Origin of the sequence: Vibrio penaeicida, assembly GCF_030689305.1 — a bacterium.
Lineage (GTDB): Bacteria > Pseudomonadota > Gammaproteobacteria > Enterobacterales > Vibrionaceae > Vibrio > Vibrio penaeicida_B.
In genome coordinates, this window is sequence record NZ_JAUYVM010000003.1 from 309318 (window position 1) to 330619 (window position 21302).

General features: G+C 42.5%; 25 protein-coding genes. 14 read left to right on the forward strand and 11 right to left on the reverse strand.

Annotated features, from left to right (window positions below; genetic code table 11):
- Positions 1-204: a 4-oxalocrotonate tautomerase DmpI gene (dmpI, locus tag Q8W40_RS07330; RefSeq protein ID WP_305396544.1), complete on the forward strand. Its 204-nt coding sequence runs from the start codon at positions 1-3 to the stop codon at positions 202-204.
- 68 nt (positions 205-272) lie between these two features.
- Here the strand turns inward: dmpI and Q8W40_RS07335 are convergent, their stop codons facing one another.
- On the reverse strand, positions 273-668 hold the full coding sequence (locus tag Q8W40_RS07335) for a rhodanese-like domain-containing protein (RefSeq protein ID WP_305396545.1): 396 nt from the start codon (positions 666-668) through the stop codon (positions 273-275).
- Positions 669-874: 206 nt separating this feature from the next.
- Between Q8W40_RS07335 and Q8W40_RS07340 the strand changes: the two genes are divergently transcribed.
- The 5 genes from Q8W40_RS07340 (at position 875) to Q8W40_RS07360 (ending at position 4084) form a co-directional block, all read left to right on the forward strand.
- Positions 875-1810 (forward strand): helix-turn-helix domain-containing protein, encoded by a 936-nt coding sequence (locus Q8W40_RS07340; RefSeq protein ID WP_305396546.1) that lies wholly within the window; start codon positions 875-877, stop codon positions 1808-1810.
- A 195-nt stretch (positions 1811-2005) separates the two neighbouring features.
- Positions 2006-2263 carry a hypothetical protein gene (locus tag Q8W40_RS07345; protein ID WP_305396547.1) on the forward strand — a complete coding sequence of 86 codons (258 nt, stop codon included), beginning with the start codon at positions 2006-2008 and terminating at the stop codon, positions 2261-2263.
- 13 nt (positions 2264-2276) lie between these two features.
- The gene (locus tag Q8W40_RS07350; RefSeq protein WP_305396548.1) at positions 2277-2777 is read left to right on the forward strand and encodes a GNAT family N-acetyltransferase; all 501 of its coding nucleotides are present in this window, start codon (positions 2277-2279) and stop codon (positions 2775-2777) included.
- A 101-nt stretch (positions 2778-2878) separates the two neighbouring features.
- Positions 2879-3289 carry a GFA family protein gene (locus Q8W40_RS07355; RefSeq protein ID WP_305396549.1) on the forward strand — a complete coding sequence of 137 codons (411 nt, stop codon included), beginning with the start codon at positions 2879-2881 and terminating at the stop codon, positions 3287-3289.
- A 156-nt stretch (positions 3290-3445) separates the two neighbouring features.
- The gene (locus Q8W40_RS07360) at positions 3446-4084 is read left to right on the forward strand and encodes a hypothetical protein (protein ID WP_305396550.1); all 639 of its coding nucleotides are present in this window, start codon (positions 3446-3448) and stop codon (positions 4082-4084) included.
- Positions 4085-4162: 78 nt separating this feature from the next.
- On the opposite strand, the gene Q8W40_RS07365 is transcribed toward Q8W40_RS07360, so the two are convergent.
- Positions 4163-4711 (reverse strand): cysteine hydrolase family protein, encoded by a 549-nt coding sequence (locus Q8W40_RS07365; RefSeq protein WP_305396551.1) that lies wholly within the window; start codon positions 4709-4711, stop codon positions 4163-4165.
- Positions 4712-4808: 97 nt separating this feature from the next.
- Between Q8W40_RS07365 and Q8W40_RS07370 the strand changes: the two genes are divergently transcribed.
- The 5 genes from Q8W40_RS07370 (at position 4809) to Q8W40_RS07390 (ending at position 9215) form a co-directional block, all read left to right on the forward strand.
- Positions 4809-5723: a GlxA family transcriptional regulator gene (locus Q8W40_RS07370; RefSeq protein WP_305396552.1), complete on the forward strand. Its 915-nt coding sequence runs from the start codon at positions 4809-4811 to the stop codon at positions 5721-5723.
- 8 nt (positions 5724-5731) lie between these two features.
- A complete protein-coding gene (locus Q8W40_RS07375; RefSeq protein WP_305396553.1) occupies positions 5732-6151 on the forward strand; it encodes an N-acetyltransferase in 420 nt (139 codons plus the stop codon).
- Between the two features lie 21 nt (positions 6152-6172).
- The gene (locus Q8W40_RS07380; protein WP_305396554.1) at positions 6173-6655 is read left to right on the forward strand and encodes a GNAT family N-acetyltransferase; all 483 of its coding nucleotides are present in this window, start codon (positions 6173-6175) and stop codon (positions 6653-6655) included.
- 181 nt (positions 6656-6836) lie between these two features.
- Positions 6837-7577: a substrate-binding periplasmic protein gene (locus Q8W40_RS07385; protein WP_305396555.1), complete on the forward strand. Its 741-nt coding sequence runs from the start codon at positions 6837-6839 to the stop codon at positions 7575-7577.
- Positions 7578-7661: 84 nt separating this feature from the next.
- Positions 7662-9215 (forward strand): ATP-binding protein, encoded by a 1554-nt coding sequence (locus Q8W40_RS07390; RefSeq protein ID WP_305396556.1) that lies wholly within the window; start codon positions 7662-7664, stop codon positions 9213-9215.
- Here the strand turns inward: Q8W40_RS07390 and Q8W40_RS07395 are convergent.
- Positions 9208-10122: a LysR family transcriptional regulator gene (locus tag Q8W40_RS07395; RefSeq protein ID WP_305396557.1), complete on the reverse strand. Its 915-nt coding sequence runs from the start codon at positions 10120-10122 to the stop codon at positions 9208-9210. The genes Q8W40_RS07390 and Q8W40_RS07395 overlap by 8 nt on opposite strands.
- Positions 10123-10220: 98 nt before the next feature.
- On the opposite strand from Q8W40_RS07395, the gene Q8W40_RS07400 reads away from it, so the two are divergent.
- On the forward strand, positions 10221-10568 hold the full coding sequence (locus tag Q8W40_RS07400) for a DoxX family protein (protein ID WP_305396558.1): 348 nt from the start codon (positions 10221-10223) through the stop codon (positions 10566-10568).
- Between the two features lie 63 nt (positions 10569-10631).
- Here Q8W40_RS07400 and Q8W40_RS07405 read toward each other — a convergent pair whose 3' ends face one another.
- The 3 genes from Q8W40_RS07405 to Q8W40_RS07415 form a co-directional block, all read right to left on the reverse strand.
- The gene (locus tag Q8W40_RS07405) at positions 10632-10970 is read right to left on the reverse strand and encodes a DUF3316 domain-containing protein (protein WP_126607627.1); all 339 of its coding nucleotides are present in this window, start codon (positions 10968-10970) and stop codon (positions 10632-10634) included.
- 315 nt (positions 10971-11285) lie between these two features.
- Positions 11286-13205: a monovalent cation:proton antiporter-2 (CPA2) family protein gene (locus tag Q8W40_RS07410; RefSeq protein WP_305396559.1), complete on the reverse strand. Its 1920-nt coding sequence runs from the start codon at positions 13203-13205 to the stop codon at positions 11286-11288.
- A complete protein-coding gene (locus Q8W40_RS07415; RefSeq protein ID WP_305396560.1) occupies positions 13205-13822 on the reverse strand; it encodes an NAD(P)H-dependent oxidoreductase in 618 nt (205 codons plus the stop codon). Before Q8W40_RS07415 ends, Q8W40_RS07410 begins: the two co-directional genes overlap by 1 nt.
- A gap of 455 nt (positions 13823-14277) precedes the next feature.
- On the opposite strand from Q8W40_RS07415, the gene Q8W40_RS07420 reads away from it, so the two are divergent.
- The gene (locus Q8W40_RS07420; RefSeq protein ID WP_305396561.1) at positions 14278-15351 is read left to right on the forward strand and encodes a serine hydrolase domain-containing protein; all 1074 of its coding nucleotides are present in this window, start codon (positions 14278-14280) and stop codon (positions 15349-15351) included.
- A 271-nt stretch (positions 15352-15622) separates the two neighbouring features.
- Positions 15623-16276 carry a Qnr family pentapeptide repeat protein gene (locus Q8W40_RS07425; RefSeq protein ID WP_101110106.1) on the forward strand — a complete coding sequence of 218 codons (654 nt, stop codon included), beginning with the start codon at positions 15623-15625 and terminating at the stop codon, positions 16274-16276.
- A gap of 167 nt (positions 16277-16443) precedes the next feature.
- Here Q8W40_RS07425 and kduD read toward each other — a convergent pair whose 3' ends face one another.
- The 5 genes from kduD to Q8W40_RS07450 all read right to left on the reverse strand — a co-directional run bounded on the left by kduD (position 16444) and on the right by Q8W40_RS07450 (position 21097).
- Positions 16444-17199, reverse strand: coding sequence for a 2-dehydro-3-deoxy-D-gluconate 5-dehydrogenase KduD (kduD, locus tag Q8W40_RS07430; RefSeq protein WP_305396562.1), 756 nt, complete (start codon positions 17197-17199; stop codon positions 16444-16446).
- A 9-nt stretch (positions 17200-17208) separates the two neighbouring features.
- Positions 17209-18039, reverse strand: coding sequence for a 5-dehydro-4-deoxy-D-glucuronate isomerase (gene kduI / locus Q8W40_RS07435; RefSeq protein ID WP_305396563.1), 831 nt, complete (start codon positions 18037-18039; stop codon positions 17209-17211).
- An 88-nt stretch (positions 18040-18127) separates the two neighbouring features.
- On the reverse strand, positions 18128-19405 hold the full coding sequence (locus Q8W40_RS07440) for a TRAP transporter large permease (protein ID WP_305396564.1): 1278 nt from the start codon (positions 19403-19405) through the stop codon (positions 18128-18130).
- Positions 19402-20031, reverse strand: a complete 630-nt coding sequence (locus tag Q8W40_RS07445; RefSeq protein WP_305396565.1) for a TRAP transporter small permease — start codon at positions 20029-20031, stop codon at positions 19402-19404. The genes Q8W40_RS07440 and Q8W40_RS07445 overlap by 4 nt, the downstream gene beginning before the upstream one ends.
- A gap of 70 nt (positions 20032-20101) precedes the next feature.
- Complete coding sequence (locus Q8W40_RS07450) at positions 20102-21097, reverse strand: sialic acid TRAP transporter substrate-binding protein SiaP (RefSeq protein WP_305396566.1); 996 nt, start codon at positions 21095-21097, stop codon at positions 20102-20104.
- Between the last annotated feature and the right edge of the window lie 205 nt (positions 21098-21302).

The window sequence follows — 21302 nt, forward strand, 5'->3', positions numbered from 1 at the left end:
ATGATGCCCTTTATCGCATTTGAAGCAGGTCAACTTTCTGAAGAAGTAAAAGAAGAGTTGATTCAGAAACTCACAGATGTGTCTGTCGAAGTAACGGGTATTCCGAAAGAGCTATTCTTGGTGGCGATTCGAGAGTGGCCGGATACTAACGTTGCAGTCGGTGGGAAATCCGTTAAACAACTTAAGCAAGAACTTGGAATGTAAACCTATCTGAAAAAAACAAGAAACAAAAAGGGTACTTATTTAAGTACCCTTATTATGGGCTTACCGCGTTATTTCGTAATCAGAGTGAACCCTTCATTCACCCATCCTGTTACACCTCCAATCATTTTCTTCACGGGTCTTCCCAATTTAGCCAGCCGAATTGCCGCTTTTTCTGTCGCGTTGCAGTGTGGTCCAGCGCAATACACAACGAATAATGTGTCCTCTGGGTATTCCAATAGAGTTTTTGGATTAATACGTGAATGGGGCAAATTGACGGCGCCATTTATATAGCCAGTTTCGAAAACCGATTCGCCACGAACATCAAGTAACACAAAGTCCTGTCGGTTGTTGGTCATGGCATGGTGAACATCCCAACAGTCTGTTTCGAACCTTAGCAGTAGCTCGAAATGTGTTAGAGCTTCTTGGCTAGATGCTGCGGGTATTCTTGCAACGATTGATGACATCAGTCTCTCCTTTTCTTAGATTGTCATGTTCGGTGTATTTTAGGTTGTAGCCATTGTGTGTTCTTTCTTGTTGGCTTACGATTGGCTTTTGAGTCATAGTTCGATAACTTCCAGCCAATATGAGAACCAAGTAAGCAATTCACTTACAAGGAATGTGTTTGCAAGGAATGAGGCGAAAGGATTAGGCAAAAAATAAAGGGAAAGGCATGCGTGTAGCGATATTAAGTTACCCCAATGTGGCGCTGTTTGAATTGGCATGTGCAGTAGAGCTGTTTGGTCTGCCAAGACCGGAGTTTGAAAACTGGTATCAGTGCGATGTGGTGTCGTTTGAGTTCGATCCATTTGAATCTACGGCTGGGCTGCTGCTTCAAGCCAAGCAAGTAAGCAGCTTGAAAGGTTACGATATGCTGGTGGTACCAAGCTGGCCTGCTCAAGGTATGGAGATTCCTTCTGCGTTAAAAGAGGCGGTTACCGCGTTCCATCAGGCAGGAATGCGAATGGTCTCTTTCTGCTCTGGTGCCTTTTTACTGGCAGAGCTAGGCGTATTTGATGGTCGGAACACCACAACGCATTGGCGATATGCCGATGCATTTCAACAGCGCTTTAAACACCTTCATTACATTGATGATGTCCTTTACGTATACGATGGAAATATAGGGTGCTCAGCGGGAAGCGCATCTGCGATCGATCTTGGGTTAGAGATCATTCGGCAGGATTATGGCTACGCCATCGCGAACCAAGTGGCGAGAAGGTTGGTGGTATCGGCACATCGGTTGGGAGGGCAATCCCAGTTTGTTGAAACTCCTATTTTGGAAGTCCCCAATCAGTTTTCACATTCGATAGACTGGGCGCTTTCTCATCTCAATGAGAATATTGAGGTTGATGCGCTTGCTTCTCGGGCTAGCATGTCGCGTCGAACTTTCGATCGTAAGTTTCGCACCAGTTTCAATTTAAGCCCCAAAGCATGGCTTACGCAGCAACGGCTTGAGAAAGCCAAAACGCTACTGGAAAACGAGCGCTACAGTGTCGAGAAAATCGCCGAGCTGAGTGGTTTTGAAAATGCCATAACCATGCGCCACCATTTTAGAAAGCAACTCAGTATCTCCCCAAATCAATACCGAAATCAGTTTTCATCGATGTGATACTTCGATTGTTTTTTGTGCGTATTATTTGTTTTCTTTAACGTTACGCTTGATGGACTGAGCTTTTTATAAAACTTCATCGCAATTTTGAAAGTAAGTGTTGCTATGCACTCGAATTGTCTTAGTAACATGATACTGTTTCCAAAAATGATGAGTGCAACAGCACAGCTATGGCGACGGGTTAAGGGAATAATTGTGATTGATGTAATGGCTGTTTCAGGGCTTGTCCTGTTTCTGCTTGGAAGTGTGCTGATAGTCACAGAGGCGTTTCGAAAAAGTAAACTTTGGGGAGTTGGGTGCTTGCTGTTAGGCCCTTTAATGGGCGTTTTGTTCACGTTTCTCAATTGGGAAAAAGCAAAAATACCTACCGCAATGTGGATCTGTGGATTGGTTCTTGTTTTACTGGTTTTCTTCAAACAGCAACTGGGTTTTCAAAGTGGCGTGAGCGTCTAGGAGAAGCGAAGAAATGTATCATACAGAAAGGCTGATCATTCGACATTTTGAATTATCGGATGCGGAATTTATTATTCAGTTACTCAATGATCCATTGTTTGTCCTTTATATCGGCGATAGAAACGTACGCACGATTGATGATGCCGAGGATTATCTAGAGCGAATCACTCAAAGCTATGCCCAATTTGGCTTTGGTTTGAGTATGGTTATGTTAAAAGATACTCAAACACCTATTGGCATGTGTGGCATATTGAAACGCGATGAGCTTGAATTGCCCGATTTGGGGTACGCATTGCTTACTGAATACAATGGGAAAGGCTACGGTACAGAAGCATGCAATGCTGTACTCAAAGATGGCTTGGAAAATCACGATGTCCGTGAAATATTGGCTGTGACTTTGCCAAATAATCTTGCTTCTAATCAACTGCTTTTAAAGTTGGGGTTTACTCACCAAGGCACCCAATTACTCTACGGTGACAACAATAACCTTTATTTCCAAAAGCTTTCAAAATGAAAAAGGATCGTTCAACGCAATAAACCTCTCTACTGTCACATTACTTAGTACTGATTCGCTTTAAAGTATATAAAAAATCAAAAGCTTATGTAGGAAGTAATATGTACAAAGGAAGTTGCTTGTGTGGCAGTGTCGAACTCTCAATACAAGGGAAAATAACCGACATTATTCATTGCCACTGTTCTCTGTGTCGAAAGTCCAGCGGTACAGCATTTGCGACCAATGGGTTTGTGAATACGAGTGATTTTGAAATTACTAAAGGCAAAGAGTTACTCAGCTTCTTCGAAGTAAAGCCCGGTAAAAAAAGACATTTTTGCAAACAATGTGCGTCCCCGATATACAGCTCCAACGACGAAAATCCAAGTCAAATCCGAATCCGATTAGGGATTTTGGATTCAGATATCGAAGAAAAACCCATCTCTCACAACTTTGTTACCTCAAAAGCCAATTGGGATAGCTTAAATGAAGAACTCCCTCACTACGAGCGTCATGAACCAAGCCGCAGTAAGTAGCCGTTAATAAAAGAAAAGATGCGCTAATCTGTCGTCCTAATTTTTGGGATATATAGCATTTTTATAAAGTATCATATGATACTGTATGAGCATTTCAGCGAATGGAGCAATATTTGTCTTTCTTTCCATTCGCAATCTCATAGAGAAGGTATTGATATGAATTCTTTTCCAAGTATGCAGCAGCCAGAAGGCAGTCTATATTGTGGCGCTTACTGTGTTGTTGCAACACTTTATGCTTTCGGTAAGTTGCCATTTACTGCACCTCTATCCTTGAATCGCTATGACGCTCTGAAAAAGTCCTTTACAGGATCAAAAATGGAGATTGTAGACAGTTCCAACTTGGTCGATCTAGCGCTAGAACTCTATAAAGTGACAGGCATTTTAACGCCAGGTCCTAACCCAAGTTATGTTGACGGTGCAGAGAACAACTCACTTGGTGCCATGCTGAGTATCTTGAACCAGTGTGATTTGAAGACGGAGGTTGTCTTTAAAAATGAAGAGACATTGGAACAAATTCGCAGCGCATTTCCAATTGAAATTGAGTTGATTGAAAAGCAAGGCGTCCCCATTTCTCTACTGGACAATAATGACTCTACCCCTTCGGACAGTGTGCTCATTTCAGTTATTGCGTATCCCGAGTTGCATTACGTGGTGAATAATCATCAGGGGGAATGGTTTGACTCGGATTTAGAAGCACACCTGTTCCATTGGGATAGAATTGAAAGCTGGGACGAAAGCAATAATAAGCGTGAAGGGGCATCTTGGTTAGGTGTATCCATTCGAGTATCCGAGTAGTTGCCAACCTATTCAATCATGCCCATGTAACCATGCAACCGAAGCATCAAATGGTGCTCCGGTTCAATGTTTATAAAATTATGCTTTTGACAAAAACGCAGCCAGAGGTTTGATATTCGCAAGTAAGGTTAGTTCCGCCAGTGCCGTTTCATGAACGGTATAGGCTGGAATGGTTTTACCTCCTAACTCTAACGCTTTTGTTGCGCACGCATCCTGAATCACTGTGGTTTGGAAGCCACGTTCCATTGCAGCTCGAGTAGTAGTGCTCACACACATGTGAGTCATCATTCCTGCGATAACGACATGTTCGATTCCTAATTTACGCAGCGTATTTTCAAGATCGGTTTCCCAGAAAGAGTTAGGGTAGTGTTTAGTCAATACGGTTTCCTGAGGCTTGGGGGCGACTGAGGAGTGAATTTCTTGCCCTTTTGTGTCTGGTAGCATAAATCCTAATTCTGGGTTTGCGGCCAAATGTTGGATATGGATGATGGGGCGCTCTGCATTTCTAAACTCATTGAGTAATTGCTGCGCCTTAGTGGCGGCTTCTATCGGGTTTTCTAATGGCAGAGCTCCGCCTTCAAAGTAATCGTTTTGAATGTCGATGAGTACTAACGCTGTTTTTTCCATGAGTCATTATCCTCGTTGAGTATTAACAACAATGTACGCTCTGACTGGTGGATGATTAATGGCGTAAATAGACTTTTTGTGGTTAAATTTCGCCATTATGAAAATGCTTAATATCTATATACTGACGTTTCCCGAAGTAATGCCCTCAGCCTTGCAAGGGCTAAAAGACTTATTTCGAATTGCCAACAAGCATGTTGGCAGTGATTTTTTTATCGTTCAGGAATTGTCTTGTGAGAGTGTGTTACCTCTTGATGGGAAAGGACTCATTTTCATACCGCCTTGTTTATCTGATGAATTACCTGATTTCCAGTCGGAGAATGTGATCTCACTTATCCAAAGCTGGCACCGTGCAGGAGCTGTCGTCGTATCTTCTTGTGCCAGCGTATTTTGGTTAGCGAATGCAGGATTGCTTGATGGAAAATATGCCACCACGCATTGGCGGTTGTGCGACCGGTTGGAAAAAGATCACCCTTCAATTGCTAAAGTCTGCGCGCATGAGATGTTGGTGGATGAAGGAAAGGTGGTTACAGCCGCGGGGCTGTACGCGTTTCAAGATTTGGCGTTGCATGTTATGGCTAGATACGTCAACTTTGAGCTAGCAAAACAAGTTGCGGATTATTGTTTACTGGATTTTAAAGGCCGAATGCAGGCTTACTATCAAAGATTCATACCGGATTTGACTCATGGCGATGCCATCGTTGTGAAAGCGCAACAATATTGCGATGCGCATTATCGGGAAGAGCTATCCGTTTCAAGCATTGCTAAGCACTGCCATATAAGTGAGCGAAGTTTGTTGCGCCGATTTAAAAGTGCGACGGGTTGTACGCCTAAGCAATACATTATTCAGCTTAGGGTAGAGCACGCTAAGCAATTGATAGAACTTGAACACATAACTATTGAAGCTGTTGGCGCATCCGTAGGGTATTTAGACGTCAGTAACTTCACTAAATTATTTAAAAAAACAACGGGAATTACCCCTGCTGAATTCAAACAGCGATCCGGCAAAAAATAAGAAAAACTATGATTAGACCAGTTAAAAGCCAAGAGATTGAAGCCGTATTAGACATATGGCTGACCGCGTCGATTCAGGCGCACGACTTTATCGAAGCAGAGTTTTGGCGAAGCCAACTAGATAACATGCGCAACGTATATCTTCCCGCATCGGAAGTCTTTGTTTATGAACAGGCGAGCGGCGTTGTTGGTTTCTATGCGTTGTATGAAGACAATCTAGCCGCCATTTTTGTTGCGCCAAGTTGTCAGGGAAAAGGCGTGGGGAAAGCGCTGATCGCGGATGCAAAAGCACGGCGCCAATCGCTTACTTTGTCGGTGTACAAAGATAATCAAGCCAGTTACCAATTTTACGTTTCGCAAGGGTTTAACGTGGTCAGCGAGCAAGAAGATGAGCATACTGGGCATCTCGAAATTACGATGACGTTATGATTGATTACGGCAGGATTTTAGATGGAACTGATCCCTTTCAGGCAAGAACACGCAAACACAATTTCCCAATGGTTTCTGACTAAAGAAGAGTTTTTAGCATGGGGAGGACGCGTCTTCATATGGCCACTGACGGCTGAAGCGATTTGCCTGCGCTCATGTGAGACATCGTTATCCTTTTTTGTGTTGATAGATAAGAGAGAACTGGTTGGATTTATTGAACTAAACCGTATTTCGGATAACGAAACTAGGCTGTGTCGCATAGCGGTAAACCCTGATGTCCGAGGTCAGGGCGTCGGCAAGGAACTGGTTCGCTCCGCCATAAGAGAGATACAACAGAGCCACAGTGCTAAACACATCACATTGGCCGTGTTTCATTCCAATAAGTCGGCGAAAAGGTGTTATGAATCTGTAGGGTTCAAAGTGGTGGATAAGCCGCCGTATTACAAAACGTTTGATGGGGTCAAATGGCCAATCTTCCAAATGGCTTTCGATGTTTTGACGTAATGCCTCCCAATTCACCTTTTCTTTTTCCATCGAATCAAAACGATACGCTTCATTCTGAGTTTCTATCGCCTTCAATTAGATCACTATATTGTATAGCTTCTATACTTTTTTAGTATGAAGTTGCTTTACTGCTCATATGGAGCTGGTTAAAGCTCGATGCCAGAAAAGAGAGATAAGAATAATGAAAAAGTGGATCGTAATTTTTTTTGTAATGTCCTGTCATTTCTTCGCAAACGCAAGTGCCGCTGAGGAAAAACCCGTTAATGTTGGGTTTGTTGTGGGTATTCCGCCCTTTGTTGTAGGGGATTCGGGGATTCTAGTGGATCTCGTTACAGAAGCGCTGGGGAGATCGGGGTACAAGGTTGTCAATTATGAATTCCCCAGTAAACAATTCGATCAAGATCCACTTAACGCTTTTGAAGAGCTTGATATCTTCATCGGTACACCACTTAGCTTTAGAGTCGATTATTCTTACGGTAAGGTTTACGAGTTCGATAATGTGGCGGTTTCTAAAGCCTCTAGTCAGTTAAAAATAGACAGGATTTCCGACCTTAAAGGCAAATATATAGTGGGCTTTAACAACGCCAATCAGCACTTAAAAGAGCCGTTCACTACTTTTCATAATCAAGAACTCAAGAATTGGGAAGGATACAAAGAAATAGAAAATCAGCAGTCGCAATTCGACATGCTGATGAAAGATCGCACTCAAGTGATTCTACTTGATAGAAGCATGGCGTATTACTATGCCCGTCGCGCTGGTGTTAAAAATATGGAAGGCTTAGTTTTCCACGAGATATTCCCCCTCAAAAACGCCATTTATGTTGTAGGCCGTGATCAAGAGTACATCCAGCTTATATCATCCAATCTCGAAAGCATGAGAAAAGATGGGAAGCTTGATGAGCTGTTGAAAAACTACAGATAGCGTTTTATGGATAAGGCTGGGGCAACACAATCCAAGCTTCCTAGAGCTAGGTCTATAAATAAACGGTTAGCATTTAGAATCGTTATGTTTAGTTCGCTAGTCACGGTCTTTATTACGGCTTTTCAGCTGTATACGGATTATGCGATTGATAAAAAGAACATCAATTCCAGTCAGGAATACATCTTCTCATCCTACCAAGATGCGTTGCAAACCAGCTTATGGGTTTTAAACAGTGATCTCATTGAATCGCAAGTCAATGGGATCATCAGCATTCCTGAAATAACGTATGTTCATATTGAAAGTAAAGATGGCGACGTTTGGAGTTCTGGCATCAAGTTAGACAAACATATTGTCAAACAATCGGTTGTTTTGCAGCATGAATATCTTGGCGGAAAAGTGATCGATATTGGTACATTGACGATTCAGTCTGATTTGAGTGTCGTTTACCAAAAGCTGCTAAACAAAGGCTTTCTAATCTTGATGTCGAATGGTTTGAAAACCTTCTTTGTTGCAGGGTTCATTATCTTCATCGTGAGCCGACTGGTGACGAATCCTCTCAATCAAATGAGCCAATATTTTAGAGGGTATCAGTTTAAGCAAATTAACCCGCCAATGGTGATTGAAAGAAACAAACAATACGGCGATGAGATTGATTTTATGGTGTCCATCGTAAACAAAATGTGCTCTGAGCTCACACAGTCTTACGATGTATTGATGGAATCCAGAAAGCAATTAGCCGAAGCTTTGGATGACAAGCAGAAGCTGTTAGAGAAAGAGATCCGCTTTAAAGAAAACTTAGAAGTCATGGTTCAAGATAGAACGGCGGCATTAGAATCGACGTTGGATGAACTAAAATCTGCGCAAAAAAGCATTGTCGAGCAAGAGAAAATGGCGTCGCTAGGTGGTTTGGTGGGCGGAGTTGCACATGAAATAAACACGCCGCTGGGGATCAGTATTACCGCGAGTTCATTTCTCGAAGATCAGATAACAGGATTATCAAAGGACTTTGACTCTGGAAAGCTGACGCGTTCAAAATTTGCGGCTTCAATGCAAGACATTTCAGAGTCGGTATCTATCTTAACGTCGAATTTGCAACGAGCCGAAGTGTTGGTTTCGAGCTTTAAGCAAGTAGCCGTCGATCAATCCGATCAGTCCTATCAACGCTTTTTGTTTAAAGAGCATTTAGAGAAGCTGATTGTTTCACTTTCGCACGAACTTAAGTTGCACGACGCGAAAATTGAGGTTCAGTGTGAAGACAGCTTGAGCGTAGAAAGCTACCCCAGTGCCTACGTTCAAATCTTTACAAACTTAATTACCAACAGCTTGAAACATGGGTTTGATGATTGGGGGGGAGAACGGTGTATATCTATCGCCATTGCATCGGATACTGAAAATTTGGTTATTGACTATCGTGACACTGGGAAAGGCATTTCAAGCGAAGTGAACGATCGAATATTTGAGCCATTTGTGACAACAAAACGAGGTAAAGGTGGAACGGGGCTAGGGGCGAATATTGTCTATAACCTTGTAACGCAGTTGCTCAAAGGACAAATTGAAAGCAATAGCGATATTGAATCTGGTGCTCAATTCATCATTACTGCTCCTTTGGACTTGGCTTCTACGTCCTACGTTATTTAGCGTTTCCCCTTTTCTGAATGTCTAGTTGAAGGTGCTCTGCCAAAAAATCGACAAATGCCTTTACTCGAATTGGCTGATAGTCATCAGCTTTATATATCGCATACATTGGCAATCCATTGGATTGATAATGACTCAATACTTCTTCCAACTGTTCGTTGACAAAGTACTCGCTTACCATCCAACGCGGTAGGGCAGTAATTCCCTGGTCAAGCAACGCCATTTTTAGCATCAATTCTGGGCTATCGCTGGTCACATACTCTTTGACTTTTATGGAAGTTTTATCCCCTGAGGACTCAAAAAATGTCCACGTATTGGACGGGGTCATAAGTGAGTAAGTAATACATTTGTGGTTAGCCAGATCTTTTGGAGATGTTATCGGCGGTGCAGCTTCCAGATAGTTTGTAGAGGCAAAATAAGTGATGGGGTTTTCGCCAAGTAAGCGAGCTTTATAGCTGGAGTCTTTAACGTGTGAAGCTCTAATAGCGATGTCTACATCTTGCTCTATCAAATCGATTTGATGGTCATTGACGGAGATGTTAACTGTAACTAAGGGATGCTTTTCTAAAAATAAGGTTAAAGGCTCTGCCAATAATCTGGTTGCCATCGCACTGGGTACTGAAATTTTGAGGTGACCAGCTACAGTATTCAACTCCTGTTTAATTTGCGCCTCTATACAATTCATTTCATCAATAAGCTTTTCGCAATGTTTTAGGTATATTTTCCCTGACTCGGTGATGTGTATTTTACGGTTGTTACGGTGAAATAATGTAAAACCAATTCGACTCTCAAGCCAAGCAATCTTTTTGCTGATGGCACTCTGTGTCTGATTGAATTCATCAGCTGTCGCGGTAAAACTGCCTAGGTGTGCGGTTCTAATAAAGATTTTTATACATTCATACCTGTCCATTTATCATTCCTGTATGGAATATATGATAGTCAAAAAATAGCATTTAATAGTAAGTATGGGAATGGTTTAATGATTCTATTAAGCGAGAGGTAAAGATAATGACAGTGATAATCAGTGTAATTTTGGTAGTATTTTTTACGTTTGCGAGTTCAATTAAGATATTGGGTTGGCAGAAAAAAATCTTTGAAACTCAGTTGGCATTTTTTGTTAAATATGGTCTTAATCGAGCTGTAATGTTTTTGACAGGGTTAGTGGAATTAGCTGGCTCAGGGTTACTTGCGGCTTCTTGGTTTTACGTTGAAAGTTGGATTTTACTTAGTGGTGCGGGGCTATTAGCTCTTACATCGGTCGGTGCAATCTTTTTTCACCTGAGGTTTGACCGTTGGCAGGATGGGGTGCCGGCAACGATAACGTTGATACTATCATCCATACTGTTCATCTTGTAATTAAAGAAACCGGGTTACGTTGCCCGGTTTCTTTATTATGTTTTAGGATTGAACGAGTGCTGATTAGCTGTCTTTGGACTCGTATTGATAGTCGACGTCAACAATGGCGCGATACTGAACTTCACCGCGTTTTTTAGAAAAAGCCTCGATGTGCAATTCCACATCTTTCACTTTTACGCTGTCGTAAATTACAGTGGTGGCTGAAATGGGTAATTTATTCGTCAGTTGGTTTGACGACATTTCGTTGATTTCATCCATGAGAGTATATCCAGCATTTAATGCCTGCTCCTGCGTGGCATAGCCTTCAGTTGTTATCGAAGTCGCGCTACTGTTTAGTTGGTTACTAGCAAATACAGTAGAACTCAGTAGCATAGTTGCTGCTAACACAGTTACTTTCTTCATAACAATACTCCTATAAGCTTATTTACAAACGAATCAGATTTACAAGTGAGCCAGCATTTAGGAACGTACTGTTGCTCAGAAGTAGACCAATTCTTGCGATTGGACCAGCCTGAAAATTGCCTTAACCTCGCTTATCGTTAAGTAAGTCATGGGCTTCGCTATTCCCAAGCTGGTAGTACCTATATTACGGATTGTTATGTAAGGAGTCCGTCAAGCCGTGCAAAACTCCCTAGGGTATTGGTAAAGATCTGCTCTTGAAAAACAAGGGAACGTCAATTCCCTGTCTTTTGTCTATTTTGTTAAGGTAGATAACCCCTAATCTTCAAAATCTTTCAAATAGTCCTTGGGTGGAGGCGTCCAACTCCGCTCGGTTTGATCGTGCGTACCGCGTCTGTTGCTATGTAGCGAAGCTTTCAATGTTTCTTCCAATTGCATAAATAACTTGCGGTAATTGTTGTCGAAACGCTGCTCGCCATCGGATTCATCTAACCAAGCTCTGTAAAGCTGTTCAGAGCCTTCTTGTTCCACATCGATATACGCCGCTTTCTGCTGTTCCACTTGGAAAGGGTGCATTCCAATAGAACGCAGTGCTTCTGCACCGACTTCCAGTGCAGCATGAAAGGTTTCTTTTTCAATAAAATCCGCGCCCGCTTGGCGAAGATGGTATTCATGAACTCGATCATAAGCTCGAGCAAGTATTTTTACCTGTGGGTAGGTGTGTTTCACGTATTGCACGAGTTCTACAGCACTTTCCCGTGCATCCATGGCAACCACTAACAAACTTGCTTCTTCTATACCTGCGGTATGCAGAAGGTCAGGGCGAGTGGCGTCACCAAAATAGGCTTTGGTATTGATTTTACGCAGGTTATCGACTTGCGACGCTTCGCAGTCCAGCACGACGGTTTGAACATGGTTACTCACAAGGAGGCGATTCACGATCTGACCGAATCGACCGACACCAGCAATGATGACTTTCCCCGTTTCTTCGATGGTGTCTTCTTCACGTTGGTTTTCTGTGTCCAAGTACTTCGGCACGATGACTTTATCAAACAGAATAAACAGCCCCGGTGTTAGGAACATAGACAAAGCCACAACCATTGAAAGCGTTTGAGCAAGCTCGGTTGGGATCACGTGGCTTTGAACTGTGAAGCTCAACAAGACAAACCCAAATTCCCCAGCCTGTGCGAGGCTAAGTGAAAAAAGCCATCTATCGCTGGCGCGAATGCCAAACACGAAGCTTAAAATGAGTAGAACGAACGCTTTGAGCAACATGATGCCAATCGTCATCCCTATGATGTCAAAGAATTGGTTACTCAAAATATCGAAGTTAATACCCGCTCCGACGGTGATAAAGAAGAGCCCTAGTAAAAGCCCCTTAAACGGGTCGATATTCGATTCCAGTTCATGGCGGAATTCACTATTGGCTAAAACCACACCTGCAAGGAAAGTTCCAAGTGCTGGCGACAGCCCGACCAAGCTCATAAGCGCTGCAATCCCCACAACCAGCATCAGTGCTGTCGCGGTGAATATTTCACGTAGACCAGAACTGGCAACAAAACGGAAAAGAGGACGGCTGGCATAATGCCCTCCTACCACCAGTGCAACAATGGTCACAATAATGACAGAGCCATAAGCCCAACCGGGCAGCCCCGCCACCAAACTCATTTCTTCATGGTGATCGGCGGCAGCTTGTGCGGCGCTTTGGGCTTTTTCTACCAATTCCGGCAGTGCAAGAAGGGGAATAAACGCCAACATTGGAATAACGGCAATGTCTTGGAACAGCAATACAGAGAAGGCATTACGCCCCCCTTCTGTTTTCGATAGCCCTTTCTCATTAAAAGTTTGAAGAACAATAGCAGTAGAAGAAAGTGCGAAAACAAGGCCAATACTCAGTGAGATGGTCCAGGGTTGCTGCAACCACAATGAAATACCCATAACGGCCGCTGCCGTTAAACCAACTTGCAATCCACCGAGCCCAATTAATCGGTTTTTCATCGACCACAGCATTTTGGGTTCCAGCTCTAAACCGACGAGAAACAACATCATGACGACGCCGAATTCTGCAAAGTGCTGAATGGTGGTGGTTTCTTCACCCACTAGTCCGATAATAGGACCAATAATGACACCGGCAATCAAGTAGCCCAATACGCTGCCTAGTCCTAGACGTTTGGCTATCGGAACCATAATGACGGCGGCGACAAGGTAGATAAAAGCTTGTAAGAAATAGCTGGTCATTACGCATCCCCTTTAAGCAATGGTGAAAGGTCTTGAGTGATTTTCTTCATAGAGGCGGCGGCTTCTAGATCCAGCTTGTCTTCCACCAATGCGGTGAGAAGCGTTTGGTATTTTTCGGCGTGACTGTTGATACGGTTTTCTTCAGATGCCGTACGAGAGCCAAATAAGACAAATGGGGCAAGGTATAGCATCCCTGTTAAAGAAGACATTTGTTGTAGGGGCTGCAATAGCTCACCAACGGTGAAGTGGTTAAAGCCATCGGTGCAGTAGGCTTCTTCTTTTCCTCCCGCTGAAGTGGCGCACATAAAGTACTTGCCGTGCAGCTCGGTTCCTGTCGAGCCATACGCAAATCCGTATTCGAGCACCAAATCTTGCCACTCTTTAAGAATGGCTGGTGTGGAGTACCAGTACATTGGAAATTGGAATATCACAACGTCATGGTCGCGCAGTCTTTGTTGTTCTTTATCGATATCGATGTTGAAACGAGGGTATTCGCGATATAGGTCGATAGTAGTGACACCTTCCACGCTTTGCGCTGCATGAAACAATGGCAGGTTTACCTCTGATTGTTTGTGCGACGGGTGAGCAAACAGAACCAGTACTTTCTTTTGGGGCATTAGAGTTTCTCTTTCGTGTTTTTTATACGAATACCATACAGTTTGTATCAGGTGTGTAACAACATCATTAATTTGAATGATATATTCGAAAAACGAGTGGAAAATTTAGCGCTCGCTCACGGTTCTCACTCATTAATAATCAAAACCCATAAGGTGGTGTCTAGATGGTAACCAATAGTTATATAACACTACTTATCAATGGGTTGGCTATTTATATGAGTTCTGATGTACTGCAATCTAAATAATTTGTGTTTGGTAATAAATAATGCAGTAAATATGATTATTTTAAAGGCGTTGAACTTAATTAACGTTTGTACGTCTTATCTAGAACGTTCAAATTTTCTTCAATGTTGTTTTTACGGTTTTCTATATATTTATCATGAGTGTCAAGTTAGTGGTGGATTATAAGGATAGAAATAAATTGAGTTGGAACTTTATTAGAAAGGATTATATCTATGACTGTCCTAAAGCTTTTTGGGCTTATAATTTTAATTACTATAAGTGGCTGTGGTTCAAATAATGAAAGTTCTTTTGTCGATGTAAAGAGTACTCTTTCTGAAACATTAGATAATTACCTAAACATCACTATCCCAGATTCGGGACCAGGTATAGCAATTTCTGTTATTAAAAATGGAGAAATTCAATATATTGGAGTGAAAGGATTAGCCAATAAACCAGAAAACACTCCAATAGATGCCGACTCGGGATTTCGTATCGCTTCTATAAGCAAATCATTTACGGCATTAGCCATCATGAAGCTTTACGAGCAAGAACGAATTCAACTGAACGACTCGATTTTAAAGTATCTCCCCGAACTACCTTCTTCATGGCAACATATCACTATTCATCATCTACTATCACATCAGTCAGGTATTCCTGATTATAATAATCACACTAGTGTGGCAACTTGGCTTGACGGTCAGACTAATAGCGATGTGTTGCAGTTTTACCTTTCTCATCCAGAATTATCTTTCGAAGCGGGGTCGAGGGGTGAATATAGTAACGTTGGGTATTTTCTACTTGCAGAGATCTTTATTAAGGTGACAGGTACACGTTATGAGGATTATATCCAGAAAGTTTTCTTTGAACCATTAGATATGAAGAATAGCTATGTCTCTGATGAAACCACATTGCCAAGAGCCAATGATGCACTCAACTTCGCACAATATACGACGTTTTATGGCAAAAAGAACTTTACCAATGGTGCTAATGGTATTGTGAGTTCAATTAATGATTTAAATATTTTCGTCTCGGCTTTACTTGAGGAGAAAGTAGTCCAAAGTGAAACTCTCGAATTAATGTTAAAGCACCATACTCCTAATTTAATTGGTGGAAATGATTATGGATATGGTTGGATCCTTGCCCCTCAAGGAAGTGATGCTTTTTCACATGCTGGTGGTCATGATGGATTTAGAACTTGGTTACTTATAAATAGAGATAAAAACATTCAAGTAATAATTCTTGGTAACGGTGGAGAACTAACTGGGGATCACGGAAAGCTATCCAAGCTTATGAGCTCATTTTTATAGAATGCTGTTCAATCTAGGTCAGTCAACTTAATAACGCACTCAAACTATTGGCGAAAATCAGTTTCTCCTAACGTCTCGCTATCGAACTAAACTTTTTTCATCACTTCCATCTTCGCTCATCAAAAAACAAGAGCATTAGGGAAGCCTCTAGGTGCCTTAAAATGGCGATTTTGAGGGGTTTTAAGTTTATGATTTTTAAAGGTTTAAATTGTTTGTTTTTCAAAGAGTTAATCGGTAACGTAGCGGCGTCCAATTAAATGCGAGAGAGAACATGGAATTTAAGCAAAAACACTTTGTATCTGAAAGCTTCGTGCGCACCGATATGTCTGAATGGCGTTTTACCCAATGCACGTTTGACCAATGTGATTTCTCGCGAGCAGATTTAAGTGACGCGGTGTTTATCGATTGTCAGTTTTTTAAGGCGAGTGAGATAGAAGGTTGCCAGTTTCAATACACAAATTTGAAAGACGCAAGCTTTAAGAACTGCCAATTGGCCATGGCACAGTTTGTGGGGGCGAATTGTTTAGGTGCAGAATTTAGAGAGTGCGACCTAAAAGGGGCGAATTTTGTTAAAGCCAACTTTGCCAACCGTGTCAGCCACCAAGTCTACTTCTGCAGTGTCTTTATTACGGGGTGCAATTTGTCGTATGCCAATTTTGAAAATGCCTGCATCGAAAAATGCGATCTGTTTGAGAATCGTTGGACAGGCGCGCTTTTGCAAGGAGCATCACTGCGTGGCTCGGATTTATCCCGCGGAGAATTTTCGGAAGATGCTTGGTCTCAATTCCGTTTTGAGAATTGCGATTTAACCCATACAGAGCTTTACGGGCTCGATCCAAGAAGGATCTCTCTACAAGGTGTGAAGATTTGCGATTGGCAGCAAGAACAGCTTTTAGAGCCACTTGGTGTGATTGTTCTGCCTTAAAAAAAGCCCGATCTAATCGGGCAAAATTGGGGATGCGTAACCGCTAAATTTACAAATACTACAAGTCAGATAATTTAGATAACGTAATTTCTCTTACCTCCTTGTTTCCAAATAAAATGAACATATGAACAACCTCAGCTTTGCTATACAACGTTGAGGCTAAATAGCTATCGCGCCTGCCAACCGCCATCAACGGTAAGCACAGTACCGTTTACATAGTTGGATGCGCGAGAAGCCAGAAACACGACCGCTCCTTCCATGTCTTCCGATTCGCCCCATCGCCCCGCAGGGATTCGGTTTAAAATCTCTCCGTTTCTCACTTTGTCTTTTCTTAGTGCTTCGGTGTTGTCTGTTGCCATATAGCCGGGTGCGATTGCATTTACGTTGATATCGTAGGGTGCCCATTCACAGGCTCCGATACGGGTTAAGCCTAATACACCAGTTTTACTGGCAGTATAAGAAGGTACGCGTATTCCACCTTGGAAAGAAAGCATGGAAGCGATATTGATGATTTTTCCGGGGCGATTTAGCGCGACCCACTGTTTAACCATGGCTTGACTGAGGAAAAATAGAGATTTGAGATTGATGTCCATTACGCTATCCCATTCCTCTTCAGAAAACTGAATGCTGTCGTTTCTTCTGATAATGCCAGCGTTATTCACTAAGATGTCTGGAATAATATCAATCGTTGCAAGAGTGTCTACGATTGCGTCAACTGAATTTTTTTCTCCTAAATCTGCCTCAATACCAACAAAATTTTTGCCAAGCTTTTCTATTTTCACTTGTGTATGCATTGTTGAAGATCGAGCCACACCAACAATGTTGGCTCCCGCTTTCGCTAAAGCGATACTCATTGCTTGTCCCAAGCCTTTCGAGGCACCCGTAACCAGCGCGGTTTTTCCTTCTAAATTGAATAGTTCCATGATGGCTCCTTAACGCATGTCCTGTGGATCGACAAAGTCCATGTCGTTGAATTCTTGATTTTCTCCCGCCATGGCCCAAATAAAGCTGTATGGGTTGGTTCCGACGCCACTGTGAATAGACCAACTTGGGGAGATTACGACTTGTTCGTTTGAAATGACGATATGACGCGTTTCGTCTGGTTTGCCCATAAAGTGGAAAACCTGAGACTCTTCGGACTCAGAGAAATAAAAATACGCCTCCATACGACGAGCGTGGGTATGACAAGGCATCGTATTCCAATTTGAGGTATTAACGAGTTCTGTCAGCCCCATCACGAGTTGAGAGCTGCTGCATATTTCAGGATGAATGTATTGATTAATGATTCTTTCGTTAGAGTTTTTTGGATCGCCTAAATGAATTTGAATGGCTTCCGAGCGCCTTACTAGAGTCGTTGGATTAACATGATGACTCGGTGAACTACATAGATAAAAGCGGGCTGGATGGCTTTCATCAACGCTTTCGAATGAAACAGGATGCGCTCCCTGACCAATGTAAAGGGCGTCTTTATGATCTAAAGAAAATATCTCATCGCCAACTCGGATTCGCCCTTCGCCACCTAAGTTTATAGTTGCAGCTTCGCGACGGCTAAAGAAGGTCAACCCTCCTAATTCTTTACCTTCTGTAAGTTTTAGTGAGATGCTTGCAGGGGATATACCTGCGATAATGAGCCGATCATCGTGACAGTAATATTGCTGTACTTTTCCGTGTTCAAATATCGATTCTATTAAGTAGCGATCGCGCAACGTTTGTGTATCGTAATTGCCGTAATCTTCGGCATGAGTCGAATAATAGCTTTTCATATTTCTTAATCCGTTAAGTTTGAAACGAGTGAACCCAACCCATCAATAGTTAATGGGTTCACTCTGTATTTTTGCTAAATCTGATTTCTTATGGGTAGAGCAGGTTTGGAAGCCACATAACTAAACCGGGCACAAAAGTGACGATGAGCAGAACGAAGACCAACGGTACTAAAAACGGCATGGTAGCGACGACACAGCGCTCGAAACTCAGCTTGGATATACTTGATAAAACATAAAGCACAACCCCAACGGGAGGTGTTAATAGGCTGATCATTAGGGTGAGAACCATAATCACGCCAAAGTGCACGGGATCAACTCCAAGTTGCGTCACGGTTGGAAGCAGAACAGGGACGAGAATTGTCATGGCGGCAATGGTTTCCATAAAACACCCGATAACCAGCAGTAAAAGCAAAATGATGCTTAGAACCACGTATTTGTTGTCGGATAGTGTCATTAGCCCATCAGCCATTGCTGTCGCAATATTATGATTGGTGAGTAGCCAAGCAAATATGGAAGCAGCGGCAACCACAAATAACACGACGGCTGTTGTTTCTATCGATTTTAATGAAACCGCCGCTAACCTTTTTAAATTTAAGCTCTTGTAGACGACAGAACCCAAAAATAGCGCCCAAGCTACCGCAGCAATAGCGGCTTCTGTCGGCGTAAGTACCCCTGTAGTAATTCCACCCACAACAATAATGGGAGTGAGTAAGGACAAGAAAGCGCCTTTACTGCTTGATGCAACTCTTTTAATTGAAAACGCGCTGTCCACTGGGTAATTCCGACGCTTGGCGTACCACCCAATCATGACCATGAGCGCGACTGCCATCATAAGACCTGGAATCAACCCTGCAGCAAACAGCTTACCTATAGACGCTGATGCCAAAACACCATAAATAACCATGGGCAAAGAGGGCGGAATAATGGGACCTATAGTGGAAGACGCGGCGGTGATCCCAACGGAGAATTCGCTGTCGTATCCGGCTTCACGCATGGCTTTTATCTCAATCGCACCGAGTCCACCAGCATCGGCAACAGCAGCACCAGACATACCTGCAAACACCACACTACCACCAACGTTTACATGCCCTAAGCCACCAGGTAACCAACCGACAAGGGATTTTGCAAAGTCGAAAATACGGTTAGTTATCCCAGCTGAGTTCATTAAATTCCCCGCCAGAATGAAAAACGGCACAGCGAGAAGAGGGAAGCTGTCCACCCCACTGACCATTCGGTGTAGCACAACCATGCTTGGTAAACTGGCATCGATCAAAATGAACAGTAAAGATGCGCCAGCTAAAGCAACGGCTACAGGTAAACCTATTAAAATAAATATGGCTGCTGCAATAAATAAAATAGCAATCATGATGGATCCTCCGATGAATGATCATCGCTATTCTTTAGGCGTTTGATTGACCTATAGATTTCAATGATAAGCATCGCAACAAAAGAGGTAGCAACCGCTTGATATATAACACTTCTTGATAAATCGATAGCCATTAGCTTTTGAAATTGCATGGCGTCCGCTACCGTTAAACATAAGTAGATTGCACTGGCAAAAAAGAGGGACTGCAATATCGAGTTAAACCACACAATCTTCTTCTGATGGACAGCTGGGAGCTTGGAAACAAAAAATTGTACGCTAATGTGAGCGTGTCTTTTTAGTGCTAATGCCGCGCCAAAAAAGGTTAGAACAATAAGAATGTTACGAGCAATTTCCTCTGTCCAAACAGCCGAATCGTTAAGAAAATAGCGGGTAAAAAACTGATAAAAAACAACAAACGCCAAAACCCAGAAGGCTAGAATGCAAAACCATTCGAGTATGCCTATGCTGCTCCACGTGAAATTTTTATCCTCGTCTTCTATGAACCCGCTTGTATCATCTTCTTTTTGCACGATGTTTTGCTGTTCATTTTTCTTATCTGGTCTATCCATTTCTTTTTCAATTTCTCGAAAATTTTGAGAAGTACCAGTATTCTCTGCGTCTAACATTTCACGCTCCTAGAGGTTTATACAAAGTGGTTCGATAAGTTCACGCTTAACGAACCACATTGAATTGAAGTTAAAGTTCTTGGAATCGTTTGTAGACATCTTCCGACCAAGATGCATGTTTACCGTTGTGGACGGCCATTGCAGCTTTGCGGAATGCTTTGCGGTCAATGTCTGTGTTTATGTTGACACCTTGCTCAACAAACCAAGCGACCAAGTCTTTCTCTGATTGGCGAATGTCGTTGCTGGCACCAGCCGATGCTTCGACAAATACTTGTTTGAAGATTGCTTTATCTTTATCGGACAGCTTGTTCCAAGTGGGGCCACCAACAACCGTGACTAGGCTATCAATGATATGGCCCGTTAAATTGATGTATTTTTGTACTTCGTAAAACTTCTTAGCTTGGATGGTTGGTAAGGGATTTTCTTGCCCATCAACAACACCCTGCGATAGTGCTAGGTATACTTCAGAGAACGCGATAGGTGTGGCATTAGCTTCGACTGAGTCGGTAAACATCTGGAAGAGTGGTGCTGGTGGGACTCGAAGTTTCATGTCTTTCATGTCAGCAGGTTTAGAGACTGGCTCATTCGACGTCACCATTCGCTGACCATAGTAAGTGAGCGATTGAATGTTGTGTCCTGTTACCGATTTATACCCGTTACTTAGATCCGCGAACAATGAACTGTTCGCGTAAGCGTTAAAGTGATCAAAATTACGAAGCATAAACGGCGCACTCGGTATTGCGAGTGGACCATATGAACGGCCAACAAATGTCGAGCCAGTGTAAATAATATCAATCGTCCCTAAGCTCAAAGACTCGTTAATTTCATTTTCCTTACCAAGCGATGCGGCAGGAAAAACCTGAACTTCGAATTTTCCGTTGCTGCGCTTTCCAATCTCCTCCGCTGCCCAAGTTGCCCATTTATGGTAGGGGGTAGAAGTTTCATACACGTGTGCCCATTTAAGCTTTTCTGCCGAGATTACAGCAGGAGAGAATACGCTAGAAAGTGCCAATGTGGTCGCTGTTAAGCTAAGGGTTACACGTTTTAGCCAATTCCTTTTGTTCATTTTTTTCTCCTTAAAAAATTAAACGTGTTTCTACTATTTTTCAGTTCTGATATGTATGCGTTGTCATCCTTTCGATTAAAAAATTAACACATGTATGTCATCATACAAGTTGTTTTTTTAATCAATATTAGCTCGATTTAGTATGCAATAATATTCACTTCTGAACGTGTAACTTTTTATTAACTTTTTGAAAAAATGAAAGTTT